Below are 13,164 nucleotides of genomic sequence, written 5' to 3'. Positions count from 1 at the left end.
GCAGCACGCTGGGCGTATGGACACCACTTACGTGCACGGGTACGCCGCTCCCGAAGCCCGCCGCCTCGGCGACCAGGCCGACACCCTCGCCGACCTGCTGCACGCCGGGACGACCTACCCCGCCGGGAGCCGCGTGCTGGAGGTCGGGTGCGGCGTCGGCGCCCAGACCGTCCACCTCGTGGCCCGCAGCCCGGACGCGCACCTGACCGCGGTCGACGTCTCCGCGGACTCCCTGGACCAAGCGAGACAACGGGTTCCGGGCGTCGACTTCCGCCGCGCCGATCTCTTCGACCTCGACGGCGAATGGGACCACCTCTTCGTCTGCTTCGTGCTGGAACACCTGCCGGAGCCCGGGAAAGCGCTGGCGCACCTGAAAACCCTGCTGCGGCCGGGTGGCACGATCACCGTCATCGAGGGCGACCACGGCTCGGCGTTCTTCCACCCGCGCAGCGAACACGCCCAGGCCGCGATCGACTGCCTGGTCCGGTTGCAGGCCGACGCCGGCGGCGACGGGCTCATCGGGCGACGGCTGTACCCCCTCCTCACCGAAGCCGGTTTCGCCGGAACTGAAGTCGAACCGCGGACCGTCTACGCGGACGCGTCGCGGCCGGACCTCGTCGCCGGGTTCATCCGCGACACCTTCACCGCGATGGTCGAAGGCGTCGGCGAAACCGCCGTCGCGGAGGGGCTCATCGACGCGGCCGGCTGGGCGCGCGGAATCGCCGATCTTTACCGCACCACCAGGGAATACGGAACCTTCCATTACACGTTCTTCAAGGCAACAGCCCTTCGCACTCCGGGAGGAGCGTCATGATCATCGCCGTTCTCGCCGCCGTTGTCCTGCTCGCCTGGGCGCTCGACCACGCGTACCGCGGGCGTCCGTACCCGCGCAACCGCCTGGCGGGCAGCACGAACGTCTTCGACCGGGACGCCCAGCGCCTCGAAGGCGACCTCATCGCCGACGAGCGCCACTACGCCAGGTCGGCCAGCCGGTCCCGGACGCGCTTCGCGCCGGGCACGCACTCCCCGGCGTAACAAGCGAGCGCGCGTTCCCAGTGTTCGCGCGCTGCCGCCCGATCGCCGAGTCCACTGTGGACTTCGCCGAGCCCGCAGTGGGCCCGGCCCTGCTCGGGACCGCAGCCCGTTTCCTTCGCCACGGCAAGGGCTTCCCGGTGGTACCCGAGCGCTTCCGTCGCCACGCCGCGGGCCGAAGCCAGCGCGCCGAGACTGTTGAGCACCCGGGACTCCACGCCTCGGTCGCCGCATTCGCGGGCCAGGCCCAGCGCCTCTTCGAGGTGCTGGGCCGCTTCGTCGTGGCGCCCCTGGGCCAGCCGGACGTCGCCGAGGTGCTTCAGCGCGACGCTGCGGTTGGTCGGGCTACCGGTCTCCTGCGCGATCTCCAGCGCCCGCTCGAGGTGCGCCGCGGCTTCGGCGTGGCGGCCTCGGGCGTGCTCGACGTCGCCGAGGATGCCGAGCGCGTAACCCTCGCTCACCCACACGCCCATGGCGCGGAAGTGTTCCAGGCCCTCTTCCAGCGCTCGCGCGGCTTCGTCGTGCCGGCCCAGCGCCGACAGCGCGTCGCCCAGGTTGACCAGCGCGTAGCCCTCGCTGGTGCGGTCGGCGGTGTCGCGGGCGAGGGACCGCGCTTCTTCGAGGTAGCCGATCGCCTCGCCGTAGCGGCCGATGCCGCGGCACGAGCAGCCGAGCACGACCAGCACCAGGCCTTCGCTCGTGCGGTCGCCGTTCTTGCGGGCCAGTGACAACGCTTCGGTCGAGTACGTGATCGCCTCGGCGAACCGGCCCAGCGCGCGGCAGACCAGGCCGAGCGTGTTGAGGACGTGGATTTCGGTGCGGCGGTCGCCGGTTTCGCGGACCAGCGCGAGCGCTTCTTCCAGGTACCGGCGCGCTTCCCGGGACCGGCCGACGCGCCAGTGGCCCAGCCCGATCAACGTGAGCGGCTCGGCCTCGGCCACCGGGTCGCCGGCGTCGTGGGCGAGCGCCGACGCGTGCGTGTGCAGCACCAGTGATTCCTCGTGGTAGCCGCCGACGTCCAGGTAGTGCCAGAGGATTCCGGACAGCAGCCGCAGGTGGTCGGCCCAGCCGTGGCGCGTCGCGTGCGCGGCGACGGCCAGCAGGTTGCGGCGCTCGGCCTCCAGCCACGCCGGCGCGTCGAGCACCTTGACGTCGGGGTCGGGCACGTGGGGGCGCAGGTGCCGCTCCTGCGGGAGGACGGCGTCCATGGCCTGCGCGGCCGAGCGGACGTAGAAGTCGAACAGCCGCTCCTGCGCGTCGTGGCTCTCGGTCTCGTCCGCCGCGGCGAGTTCGGCGGCGTAGACGCGCAGCAGGTCGTGCTGCTGGACGCGGTCGTCGCCGGTCTCCTGCGCCAGATGGGCGCGGACCAGGACGGCGACCAGGCGTTCCGCCTCCGGCAGGGGGACGCCGGCGAGCGCGGCGATCGCCGCCGGGGTCAGGTCGCGGCCCGGGTGCAGGCCGCAGAGCCGGAACACGCGCGCGGCGTCGGGCGCCAGGTGCCGGTAGGACCACGAGAAGACGGCGCGGACCGCGGTCAGCGGGTCGCCACCGCCATCCAGGAGGTCGAGCCGACGGCGTTCGTCCGCCAGCTCCTCCGCGAGGGCGGCGAGCCGCTCCCCCGGCCGGCTCAGCGCCAGCTCCGCCACCAGCCGCAGGGCCAGCGGCAGCCGGGCCGAGTACCCGATCAGCGCCTCGGCCGCGTCCGGCTCGGCGTCGACGCGCGCGCCGAGCAGCGTGCGCAGCAGGTCGAGGGCTTCGGCGTCGGTGAGCAGGTCGACGAGGACGCGGCGGGCGCCGTGCCGCGCGACCAGCCCGGGCAGCGCGTCGCGGCTGGTCACCAGCACCAGGCACGACGGCGAGCCGGGCAGCAGCGGGCGGACCTGCCCGACCGAGCCGGCGTTGTCCAGCAGCAGCACCATCCGGCGGCCGGTGAGCGCGGTGCGGAACTTCGCCGCGCGCTCTTCGGGCTCGGCGGGGATGTCCGCGCCGTCGACGCCGAGGGCGCGCAGGAACCCCGACAGCGCGTCGCCCGGCTCGACCGGCCGGACCGTGCCGTAGCCGTGCAGGTCGAGGTAGAGCTGGCCGTCGGGGAACTCGGCGAGGGACCGCTGGGCCCAGTGCACGGCGAGGGCGGTCTTGCCGACGCCGCCGGTGCCGGACAGGACGGCGATGCGTGCGCCCGTGCCGTCGCCGGCCGCGACGGCGTCCAGCTCCGCCAGCTGCGCGGTGCGGCCGCGGAAGCCGGCGACGTCCGCGGGCAGCTGGGCGGGGACGCGGGACGGCGGGAGCGGGAAGTCCTGCCGCAGCACCTGCCGCTGGGCGGCGCGCAGCTCCGGCCCGGGTCCGATGCCCAGCTCGGCGTCCAGGCGCTGCCGGACCTCCTCGAACACCGACAGGGCGGCCGCCTGCCTGCCGGACGCGGCGAGCGCCAGCATCAGCCGGGCGTGCGCGGACTCGTTGAGGGGTTCTTCGGCGGTCAGCGAGCGGAGCTGCACCGACGCGTCCTCGGGGTCGGCGATCTCGGCGTACGCCATGACCGTCTTCGCGCGCTTCATCGCCAAGGCCAGCCGGAGGGGGTGCTGCCGGAGGCGGTCGACGTCGGCGAGCGCCGGGCCGCGCCAGAGTTCGAGGGCTTCGCGGTAGGCGCCCGCGTCCAGGAGCGCTTCGAAGCGCAGGAGGTCGAGGTCGTCCTCACCGGCGGTGAGCCGGTAGCCGCCCTTGTCGGTGGCGATGGGGTCGGCGGGCCGCAGCGCGCGCCGCAGCCGGGCGACGTAGGTGTGGAGCAGGTCGAGGCAGGACGGCGGCGGCTCGTCCCAGATGACGTCGACGAGGTCCTCGCGCCGGACCGTCCGGTTCGGCTGCAGGGCCAGCAGCGCGAGCAGGAGGCGCTGCTTTTCGGCGCCGATCTCGACCGGGGAATCGCCGCGCAGCACGGTGAGCGGGCCGAGGACGCCGATCCGGACCGGCTCGGGCGGGGCTTCGGCAAGCGCTTCCCGCAACCGCCGTTCGGTCTCCGGCCGGGGCCGCCGGACGCTGCCGAGCTCGGCGTTGCGCACCGCGCGCAGGCTCAACCCGGCGCGGTCGGCCAGCTGGGCCTGGGTGAGGCCGGCGAGCACGCGCCGCTCCCGCAGCCACCCGGCGAACGGCAGGCCTTCGTCCACAGGCGTCCTCTCCGGCAGCTGAACGTACCCCTCCAGCATTCCGATCGTGCCGCTTCCGATGTACCACCGAACGGCGAAGATAACCGTTTCCGCAGGTACCGAGGGTGACGACGGCGGGGCGGGCCGGTACAGCCGTTCGTCCACCACCGTTTCCTAGGCTTTCCGGGTCCGGTGGTGGCGAGGGGTTCGGAGCAGCCGTCGCATGGGGTACGACGGCTGCACCCGAGCCTTTCAGAGGCCGAAGCGTTCCAGCAGGGCGCGCACGGCGGCTGGGTCCTCGACGTGGGCGTTGTGCCCGAGGCCGGCGAGGGTGACCGCGTCCGGGTCCAGCGCGCGTAGCTGGTCCGGACGGCTCATGGGGTCGTGCTCGCCCGCCGCCAGCACGACCGGGCACCGCGCCGCGGCGAGCAGCGCCGGCATGTCCGGCGCGCCGACGCCGAACGCGGCCGGGTCCATCGCGAGACGCCAACCTCCCTCGGTCTCGCGAAGCCCGGCCGGGTCCGCGGGCGCGATGCCGAGCAGCCCGGACACCTTCAGGTACGCCTGCTCGGCGTCCACGCGCGACTCGAAGACGCGGGCCGGGCGGGCGGCGAGGGTCGCGACGCGGCCCAGGTCGTCCTGGGTCCATTCGATCTTCACCCCGAGCGCGAGCACGCCCGCGACCTCGACGTCGTACTTCCCGGACGCGAGTTCCAGGGCCAGCACCCCGCCGAGCGAATGGCCGGCGACGACGTACGGCCCCTGGTCGGGCAGCGCCCGCGCGACGGCCGCGGTGAACGTCTCGAAGCTGTAGTGCGGCAGCGGCGCCGACAGGCCGTGGCCGGGCAGGTCGGGCACCAGGACGCGCCGGCCGAGCGGCGGGGCGAAGTGGTTCCACACGGCGCCGGTCGCGCCCAGGCCGTGCAGGAGGAGAACGGCCGGTTCGCCCTGGCCGCCGGTGCGCATGTTGAGCGTGTCCATCCGCGCAGCCTCCCAAACTGTCGGTGGGCGCGGCTAGGGTCGGGCTCGTGGCGATCACCGATCCGGACACCTACGTACGGGGTGTCCCGTACGACGAACTGGCGCGGCTGCGGCACGCGTCGCCGGTGGTGCGCGTCGACGACTTCTGGGCCGTCCTCGGGCACGCCGAGGTCCGGCGCGTCCTGCGCGACCCCGGGGTGTTCTCGTCGCAGCTGGGCGGGACGCAGATCCGCGACGCGGCCGATCTCGCCTACGTGCGCCGGATGATGCTCAACATGGACCCGCCGGAGCACGGCCGGCTACGCGGGTTGCTCACGAAGGCGTTCACACCGCGCGCCGTCGCGAAGCTGACTTCGCAGATCGAGAGCCGGGCGCGGGACCTCGTCGCGGGCGTCGCTTCGCAAGGCTCCTGCGACTTCGCCGCCCTGGCCGCCGATCTGCCCCTGCAGACGCTGGCCGCGGTGTTCGGCGTGCCGGAACAGGACCGGCGGCTGATGTACGACTGGAGCAACCGCGTCATCGGCTACCAGGACGCCGAATACGCGGTCAGCTCGACGGTTTCGGTCTCGGAGGTGAGCGAGCTGGCCCGGGCCGCGCTCGCCGTCCGCCCGGCGCCGGGGCCGGACGGGTCGATGCCGGACCCGCGCACGCGCGCGGGCATGCCGGATCTCTACGCGTACGCGAACGCGCTGGGCGAGTACAAGCGTTCGCACCCGGGCGACGACGTCATGAGCAACCTGATGCAGCACGTCGGCGACGACGGCGGGCGCGTCTCGCTCGCCGAGTTCGAGAACCTCTTCTGGCTGTTTTCCGTGGCGGGCAACGAAACCCTGCGCAACGGGCTGCCCGGCGGGATGCTGGCACTGCTCTCGCACCCCCGGCAGTACCGGCGGCTGCTGGCCGACCGGTCGCTGCTGCCGTCGGCGGTCGAGGAGATGCTGCGGTGGTGGACGCCGGTCATGCACTTCCGGCGCACGGCCACCTCGGACGTCCGGCTGTCCGATGTGGACATCGAGGCCGGGGACAAGGTCGTGGTGTGGTTCTCTTCGGCCAACCGGGATCCCGCGGTGTTCGAGGACCCGGACACCTTCGACGTCGGCCGGACGCCGAACGACCACCTGACCTTCGGCCACGGCCCGCACTTCTGCCTCGGCGCCCACCTGGCGCGGGTGCAGATGCGGGCGATGTTCGACGCGGTGCTCGACCAGCTCGGGCCCGTCACCTTCGCGGGTGAACCGGTGCGGCTGCGGTCGAACTTCCAAAACGGCCTGAAGTCGCTGCCGATCCGGTGGGGCCGCTGATGGAGATCCGCGAGATGCGGGCGTTCGTCGCGGTCGTCGAGGCGGGCACGATGTCGAAGGCGGCGCGGCAGCTGCACGTCAGCCAGCCCGCGCTGTCCCAGACGATCACCGCGCTCGAACGCCGGCTCGGCGTCCAGCTGCTGGTCCGCACCAGCACCGGCGTCCAGGCGACCGACGCCGGGACGACGTTGCTGGGCGAAGCACGCGCGGTGCTGGCGCGCCACGAGCAGGCCCTCGCCGCGTTGGCGCGGCACACGACGACCGGCGTGCTTCGCGTCGGCGTCCCCCTGGAGCTGCCGCCGGAGCTGCTGCCGTCGGCGCTCGCGCGGCTGGCCGAGGCGTACCCGGAGACGCGGGTGCAGGCCCGGCACCTGTCGTCGGTGGCGCAGGTGGCCGCGCTGCGGGCGGGCGAGCTGGACGTCGGGCTCGTGCGCGAGCGGCCGCCCGGGCCCGACCTGGACGCGGTGCTCGTCGTGACCGAGGACGTCGGCGTGCTGCTGGCCGCGGACCTCGCCGAGAAGCTGGGCTCACCGGTCCGGCTGGAGGACCTGGCCGGGCTGGAGTGGTTCGCGTTCGCCCGCGCGGGCAGCCCGGCGTGGTACGACGAGCTGGCGGCGATCCTGCGCAGCCACGGCCTTACCGTCGGGCCCGAGGTGCCGGAGGAGCAGCGGCTGATCGTCGAGCTGAAGATCCCGGCGGTCAGCTCCGGCGGGGCGTACGCGTTCGCGCCGCCCGCGTGGCCGTACCCGATGCCGGACACGGTGCGGTGGGTGCCGTTGGCGGGGAATCCGATCGTGCGCCGGACGTGGGCGGTGTGGCCGGCGACGTCGCACCGGCGCGACCTCGCCGCGTTCGTCGCCGCGTTGGAGGCCTATCGAGCGGACTGATCGCGGGCATAAGGAGCGCCGAAGGCTTCCCCGGAAGCCCGGTCCGGTCGTCGCGCTTGTATCCGGTGACAGGCAGCGGATACGAGGAGTTGAGCGATGAGTTCGGAACTGTCCGGGTCGACGGCACTGGTGACCGGGGGAACGAGCGGAATCGGCCGCGCGACGGCGATCGCGCTGGCCGGGCTCGGCGCGCACGTCGTGCTGTCCGGCCGGGACGCCGGGCGCGGGGCGGAGGTCGTCGCGCGGATCCGGGAGTCGGGCGGGAAGGCCGACTTCGTGGCGGCCGACCTGACGGACGCGTCGTCGGCGCGCGAGCTGGCGGCGCGGGCGAGTGAGCTGGGCGGGCGGATCGACGTGCTGGTGAACAACGCGGGGATCTTCCCGACCGGGCCCACTGCTTCCTTGTCGGAGGCCGACTTCGACCGCGTGTACGACATCAACGTGAAGGTGCCGTACTTCCTGGTGGCGGCGCTGGCACCCGCGATGGCCGAGCGCGGCCACGGCGCGATCGTCAACGTGTCCACAATGGTCGCGACGCGCGGCATGGCGGGCATGGCACTCTACGGCTCGTCGAAGGCGGCGATCGAGCTGATGACGAAGGCGTGGGCGGCGGAGTTCGGCCCGTCCGGCGTCCGGGTGAACGCGATCAGCCCGGGCCCGACGCGCACGGAGGGCACGGCGGTGTTCGGAGACGGGCTGGACGAGCTGGCATCAGCGGGCCCGGCGGGCCGGGTGGCGGCACCATCGGAGATCGCCGCGGCCATCGCGTTCCTGGTGACGGAGAAGTCGAGCTTCGTACAGGGCGCGATCCTGCCGGTGGACGGCGGCCGGCTGGCGGTGTGAGCCCGGCCGGGGGCGGCGTCACCGCAGGAAGGTGACGCCGTCCTGCGGGCGCTCGTCCACCGTCAGGGAGAAGACGTCCGGCCGCGCGTAGTGCCCCGACACGTCGAGGCTCTTCCGCGCCGCCACGATCTGCTCCAGGTCGATCTCCGCCTTGAGCACGCCCTCAGAACCGCGCAGCGGCCCGGCCAGCACGTCGCCGAGGGGACCCACGATCACGCTCCCGCCGCGGAACGGGTCTTCTCCCGAAGACTCGTACGGGCACGCCGACACCACGAAACACCGGCCCTCGTCGGCGATGTGGCGCATCGACGCCTGCCAGACGTCGCGGTCGTCCGCCGTCGGGGCGCACCAGATCTCCACGCCCTTCGCGTACATCGCCACCCTGAACAGCGGCATGTGGTTCTCCCAGCAGATCGCCGCGCCCGCGAGGCCCGCCGCCGTCGGGACCGCCGGGAGCATCGAACCGTCGCCGCGGCCCCAGACCAGCCGCTCGCGTTCCGTCGGGACGAGCTTGCGGTGCTTCGCCACCAGCCCGAGGTGCGGGTCGAGGAACACCGCCGTGCTGTACAGCGTCGAGCCGTCGCGCTCGATCACGCCGACGACGAGAGACGCCCCGGTCCGGGCCGCGAGGCCGGCCAGTTCGGCAACCTCGGGCCCCGGGACCGTCACCGCCGCGCGGAAGTACTCCGGGAACGGGCCGCCGCGCGGGTACCCGCCGAGCACCGCTTCGGGCAGCACCACCAGGGACGCGCCACGGATGTCGTCCTCGAACGCCAGGATCCGGTCGAGCGTGACGCCCGTCCCGACCTGCAGTGCCGCGACGACCGTCACGAGCGGGCCGGCTCACGCCGCGGCGGCCACGGCACCACCGCGGACACCCGGCGCTGGTAGTCCGCATATTCGGGGTAACGACCCAGGGTGATGCTCTCGGTGAACTTCGTCGACCCGACGAACAACAGCGTCAGCAGGACGGCGCCGACGACCGTCCACTGCAGACCCGCGGCGACGACGCCGAACACCGCGATGACCCACCACTGCGCCTGCTCGAAGAAGAAGTTCGGGTGGCGCGAATAGCGGAACAGCCCCGTCTGGCAGAACTTCGCCGACGCCCGGCCCGCGTGCTTCTCGCGGTGGAACACCCACTGCTGCTGGTCGGCGACCGTCTCGCCGAGCAGGAACGCCGCGAAGACCACCGCGAGCACGACGTCCCACGGCCCGAACGCGCCCCGGTTCTCCAGAGCGGCGTACGCGGGCAGCGTGATCAGCAGCAGGATCGCGTTCTGGTACAGCGAGATGAAGAAGAAGTTGAACACCTGGAACTGCCACGGCGCCATCCGCTCGCGCAGCACCGCCCACCGGTAGTCCTCGCCGCCGCGGGCGTAACCACCCTTCCGGGCGAAGTTGAACGTCAGCCGGATCCCCCACAGGGTCACCAGCGCGAACATCACGTCGAGGCGCGCGTCGGCGAACCCGGCGGCGCCGGCGAAGATCGCCAGGTACGCGACCGGGACGATCGACCAGATCCGGTCGACCCAGGAGTACTCCCTGGTCAGCACCGACATCAGCCACGTGCCGAGCGTCACCCCGGCGAAGACGTACAGGCAGACCCGCAGCGCGTCCATCCCCTCACAATAGGACCTAGGATCGAGCGCATGAACCTGCCGCTGCGGGACCGGAAGATCGACGTCTTCTTCGCGGTGCTGTTCTCGGCCTTCACGGTGACGTCGCTGATCAGCGACCTGCTGCCGACCGTCGGCGTCGACTTCTCGAAGCCGTCGGACAACTTCTTCGTCAACTCGAACTACTGGTACGCCCACGACGCCGACCCGCTGTTCATGCACCCGCCGGACTGGATGCGGATCGTCACCGGGCTCTCGGCGTTCGTCTACATGCCGTTCTACGTCGTGCTCGTCTTCGCGCTGCTGACCGGCCGCAACTGGATCCAGCTGCCGTCGGTGATCTACGCGACGATGATCGTCACGCTGACCGGGATCGTCGTGTTCGGCGTCGAGTTCTTCGGCGACCCCGCCTTCCGCACCGGCAACCCGGCGAAGTTCCTCGCCTTCAACCTGCCCTACGTCCTGGTGCCGCTCCTGCTGCTCGTCCGGATGCGCAAGCCACTGCCGTTCACCCGCCCGTTCTGACCGGAGGCGCCGTGCCGTACTCGTTCCTCAGCCACCTCGACTGCTCGCGGACCGGCGAACGCCTCGACGCCGACGTCGTCCAGGGCTTCTCGCCGTCGGGTGCGCCGCTGCTCGCGCGGTACGACCTCGACGGCGTCCGCGAAGCCGTGACGCCGAAGGAGATCGCCGGCCGCGAGCCGACGCTGTGGCGCTACCACGAGGTGCTGCCGGTGCGCTCGCCCGAGCACGTCGTCAGCCTCGGCGAGGGCATGACGCCGTTGCTGCGCCTGCCGCGGTACGGCCGTGAGCTGGGGCTGTCGCGGCTGTGGATGAAGGACGAAGGCCTGGTCCCGACCGGCACGTTCAAGGCGCGGGGCGCCGCGGTCGGCGTCTCACGGGCGGCCGAGCTGGGTGTCGGCGGGATCGCGATGCCGACCAACGGCAACGCGGGCGCGGCGTGGGGCTTGTACGCGGCCCGCGCGGGCCTGACGAGCCTGGTCGCGATGCCCGACGACGCGCCCGCGATCACCATGCGCGAATGCGTCGCCGCCGGCGCCGAGCTGTACCGGGTGGACGGTCTGATCGGCGACGCGGGGAAGCTCGTCGCGGCGGCGGCCGGGCGGCGGCCGGGGGTGCAGGACGTCTCGACGTTGAAGGAGCCGTACCGCATCGAGGGCAAGAAGACGATGGGGTACGAGATCGCGGAGCAGTTCGGCTGGCGGCTGCCCGACGTCATCCTCTACCCCACCGGCGGCGGGGTCGGGATCATCGGGATCCACAAGGCACTGCTGGAAATGCGGGAGCTGGGCTGGGTTTCCGGGCCGCTGCCGCGGTTGGTCGCCGTACAGGCGACCGGGTGCGCGCCGATCGTTTCGGCTTTCGATCGTGGGGCCCGCGAGAGTGAGCCGTTCCCCGACGCCCGGACCGTCGCCTTCGGCATCACCGTGCCCAAGGCCCTCGGCGACTTCCTGGTGCTCGACGCCGTTTACGCGACCGGCGGCACGGCGATCGCCGTCACGGACGAAGAACTGCTTGCAGCGCAACGGGAATTGACCACGTTCGAGGGCACGTTCGTCTGCCCGGAAGGCGGTGCGTGCTTTGCCGCGCTTCGCCACCTTCGCGAGTCCGGTTGGCTGGGTGGCGACGAAGACGTCGTCGTGCTGAACACCGGCGCCGGGATCAAGTACCCGGAGACGGTGCCGCTCGACGTCCCGCTGCTCGCGAAGGACGGCGTGATTCCTTAAAGGACTGAGCGGACCGTTTCGGGGTCGCGGGCGACGACCGTGGTGCCGTCGTCGGCCGTGATGATCGGGCGCTGGATCAGCTTGGGGTGCTTGCTGAGCGCTTCGATCCACTTAGGCCGGTCCGCGTCGTTGCGGCCCCAGGACTTGAGGCCGAGTTCCTTCGCGATCGGTTCCGCGGTGCGCGTGATTTCCCACGGCTCGAGGCCGAGGCGGTCGAGCACGGCTTCGAGCTCCGCCGCGGTCGGCGGGTCCTCGAGGTAGCGGCGCACGGTGTACTGCGCGCCGGCTTCGTCCAACAGCGACACGGCGGACCGGCACTTCGCGCACGCCGGGTTGACCCAGATCTCCACGGGCGCAGCTTACCGCCCTGGTTTTGGAGCACGTGTTCTGTTACGGTCGCGGCATGCCCCGCCCCCGTGTGCACGACCTCGACGCGCTGCTCGACGTCGCCGAGCGGCTCGTCGCCTCCTCGGCGGACGTCACCGTGCGTGGCCTCGCCGCGGCGGCGGGCGTCCCGAACGGGACGATCTACCACGCGTTCGGGTCACTGAACGCCTTGCTGGCGCGGGTCTGGCTGCGCGCGGCGACCGAGTTCCTCGACCTGCAGACGTCGCTCGTGGACGCGGCCGCCTCGCCGGTGGCGGCCGTCGTCGCGGCGGCCGACACCCCCGCGGTGTTCGCCTCGCGGCGGCCCGACGGGGCGCGGATGCTGCTGAAGGTCCGCGGCGACCGGCTGTTCGGTCCCGACCTGCCCGACGAGCTGGCGGACGCCCTGCACGCGGTGGACAAGCGGCTGGTCGCGCTGCTCGTGCGGCTCGCGCGGCTGGTGTGGGACCGCGGCGACGGACTGGCCGTCGAGGTGATCACGACGTGCGTCGTCGACCTGCCGACCGCGTTCTTCCGGCGCGACATCACCGACCCCCTGGTGCGGGAAAGGCTGGCCGCCGCGGTGCGGGCCGTGCTGACCGTGCCCCCACGAGAAAAGGACCGATCTTGACCGTTTTGCACTTGGGCGACGACGAAAACCGCTTCTCACCGGACTGGCTGCAGCGCGTCCATTCCACTTTGGACGAAGTGACCGACGTGCTGGTGACCACCGGCGGCGGCAAGTTCTACTCCAACGGCCTCGACCTGGAGTGGCTGACGGCGAACGGCGACAAGGCCTCGGAGTACGTCGCGGACGTGCAGGAGCTGTTCGCGCGGGTGCTGACGCTGCCGGTCCCGACGGTGGCGGCGATCAACGGCCACGCGTTCGGCGCGGGCGCGATGCTGGCGATGGCGCACGACTTCCGCGTGATGCGCGGCGACCGCGGGTACTTCTGCTTCCCGGAGGCGGACATCAACATCCCGTTCACGCCGGGGATGGCGGCGTTGATCCAGGGCAAGCTGACGCCGGCGGCGGCGATCGCGTCGATGACGACCGGGCGGCGGTTCGGCGGCGCCGACGCTTTGGCGGCGGGTTTGGTGGACGAGATCGCCGCCGAGGGCGAGGTCGTGAAGGTGGCTTCGTCGCGGGTCGAGGCGCTGGCGGGCAAGGACCGCGGGACGCTGGGGGCGATCAAGGCGACGATGTTCGCCCCCGCGGTGGCGGCGTTGCGCGCGGCCGCGTAGGC

At 72.5% G+C, this 13,164-nt stretch carries 14 protein-coding genes; 9 read left to right on the top strand and 5 right to left on the bottom strand.

The features are described from left to right. The first annotated feature begins 16 nt into the window (after window positions 1-16). Window positions 17-814 (top strand): methyltransferase, encoded by a 798-nt coding sequence (locus ACERZO_RS37835; RefSeq protein ID WP_372670729.1) that lies wholly within the window; start codon window positions 17-19, stop codon window positions 812-814. Beyond that, the gene (locus tag ACERZO_RS37830) at window positions 811-1,035 is read left to right on the top strand and encodes a hypothetical protein (protein WP_372670728.1); all 225 of its coding nucleotides are present in this window, start codon (window positions 811-813) and stop codon (window positions 1,033-1,035) included. The genes ACERZO_RS37835 and ACERZO_RS37830 overlap by 4 nt, the downstream gene beginning before the upstream one ends. On the opposite strand, the gene ACERZO_RS37825 is transcribed toward ACERZO_RS37830, so the two are convergent. Together ACERZO_RS37825 and ACERZO_RS37820 are read right to left on the bottom strand one after the other, a co-directional pair. Next, window positions 972-4,193 carry a tetratricopeptide repeat protein gene (locus ACERZO_RS37825; RefSeq protein ID WP_372670727.1) on the bottom strand — a complete coding sequence of 1,074 codons (3,222 nt, stop codon included), beginning with the start codon at window positions 4,191-4,193 and terminating at the stop codon, window positions 972-974. The genes ACERZO_RS37830 and ACERZO_RS37825 overlap by 64 nt on opposite strands. A 231-nt stretch (window positions 4,194-4,424) precedes the next feature. Then, window positions 4,425-5,153: an alpha/beta fold hydrolase gene (locus ACERZO_RS37820; RefSeq protein ID WP_372670725.1), complete on the bottom strand. Its 729-nt coding sequence runs from the start codon at window positions 5,151-5,153 to the stop codon at window positions 4,425-4,427. A gap of 47 nt (window positions 5,154-5,200) precedes the next feature. Between ACERZO_RS37820 and ACERZO_RS37815 the strand changes: the two genes are divergently transcribed. From ACERZO_RS37815 to ACERZO_RS37805, 3 genes are all read left to right on the top strand, one after another. Beyond that, window positions 5,201-6,454 carry a cytochrome P450 gene (locus tag ACERZO_RS37815; RefSeq protein WP_372670723.1) on the top strand — a complete coding sequence of 418 codons (1,254 nt, stop codon included), beginning with the start codon at window positions 5,201-5,203 and terminating at the stop codon, window positions 6,452-6,454. Then, a complete protein-coding gene (locus ACERZO_RS37810; protein ID WP_372670721.1) occupies window positions 6,454-7,341 on the top strand; it encodes a LysR family transcriptional regulator in 888 nt (295 codons plus the stop codon). Before ACERZO_RS37815 ends, ACERZO_RS37810 begins: the two co-directional genes overlap by 1 nt. Before the next feature lie 96 nt (window positions 7,342-7,437). Further along, the gene (locus tag ACERZO_RS37805) at window positions 7,438-8,184 is read left to right on the top strand and encodes an SDR family NAD(P)-dependent oxidoreductase (protein ID WP_372670719.1); all 747 of its coding nucleotides are present in this window, start codon (window positions 7,438-7,440) and stop codon (window positions 8,182-8,184) included. 18 nt (window positions 8,185-8,202) lie between these two features. On the opposite strand, the gene ACERZO_RS37800 is transcribed toward ACERZO_RS37805, so the two are convergent. Both ACERZO_RS37800 and ACERZO_RS37795 read right to left on the bottom strand, forming a co-directional pair. Continuing rightward, window positions 8,203-9,015 carry a carbon-nitrogen hydrolase family protein gene (locus ACERZO_RS37800; RefSeq protein ID WP_372670718.1) on the bottom strand — a complete coding sequence of 271 codons (813 nt, stop codon included), beginning with the start codon at window positions 9,013-9,015 and terminating at the stop codon, window positions 8,203-8,205. Further along, window positions 9,012-9,806 carry a DUF1295 domain-containing protein gene (locus ACERZO_RS37795; RefSeq protein WP_372670717.1) on the bottom strand — a complete coding sequence of 265 codons (795 nt, stop codon included), beginning with the start codon at window positions 9,804-9,806 and terminating at the stop codon, window positions 9,012-9,014. The genes ACERZO_RS37800 and ACERZO_RS37795 overlap by 4 nt, the downstream gene beginning before the upstream one ends. A gap of 30 nt (window positions 9,807-9,836) precedes the next feature. Here ACERZO_RS37795 and ACERZO_RS37790 point away from each other — a divergent pair, with 30 nt between their 5' ends. Together ACERZO_RS37790 and ACERZO_RS37785 are read left to right on the top strand one after the other, a co-directional pair. Next, window positions 9,837-10,328: an EXPERA domain-containing protein gene (locus ACERZO_RS37790; RefSeq protein ID WP_372670715.1), complete on the top strand. Its 492-nt coding sequence runs from the start codon at window positions 9,837-9,839 to the stop codon at window positions 10,326-10,328. Between the two features lie 11 nt (window positions 10,329-10,339). Beyond that, entirely contained in the window at window positions 10,340-11,551 is a 1,212-nt protein-coding gene (locus ACERZO_RS37785) for a threonine synthase (RefSeq protein ID WP_372670713.1), read from the top strand. Here ACERZO_RS37785 and ACERZO_RS37780 read toward each other — a convergent pair. Beyond that, complete coding sequence (locus tag ACERZO_RS37780) at window positions 11,548-11,901, bottom strand: arsenate reductase family protein (RefSeq protein WP_372670712.1); 354 nt, start codon at window positions 11,899-11,901, stop codon at window positions 11,548-11,550. The genes ACERZO_RS37785 and ACERZO_RS37780 overlap by 4 nt on opposite strands. Window positions 11,902-11,954: 53 nt before the next feature. On the opposite strand from ACERZO_RS37780, the gene ACERZO_RS37775 reads away from it, so the two are divergent. Both ACERZO_RS37775 and ACERZO_RS37770 read left to right on the top strand, forming a co-directional pair. Next, complete coding sequence (locus ACERZO_RS37775; protein WP_372670710.1) at window positions 11,955-12,548, top strand: TetR/AcrR family transcriptional regulator; 594 nt, start codon at window positions 11,955-11,957, stop codon at window positions 12,546-12,548. Continuing rightward, the gene (locus ACERZO_RS37770; protein WP_372670708.1) at window positions 12,545-13,162 is read left to right on the top strand and encodes an enoyl-CoA hydratase/isomerase family protein; all 618 of its coding nucleotides are present in this window, start codon (window positions 12,545-12,547) and stop codon (window positions 13,160-13,162) included. The genes ACERZO_RS37775 and ACERZO_RS37770 overlap by 4 nt, the downstream gene beginning before the upstream one ends. Window positions 13,163-13,164 lie beyond the last annotated feature (2 nt).

This window comes from Amycolatopsis kentuckyensis (assembly GCF_041679295.1).
Lineage (GTDB): Bacteria > Actinomycetota > Actinomycetes > Mycobacteriales > Pseudonocardiaceae > Amycolatopsis > Amycolatopsis kentuckyensis_A.
Note: the sequence above shows the minus strand (reverse complement) of the source record. Positions and strands in the feature narration are given on the sequence as shown.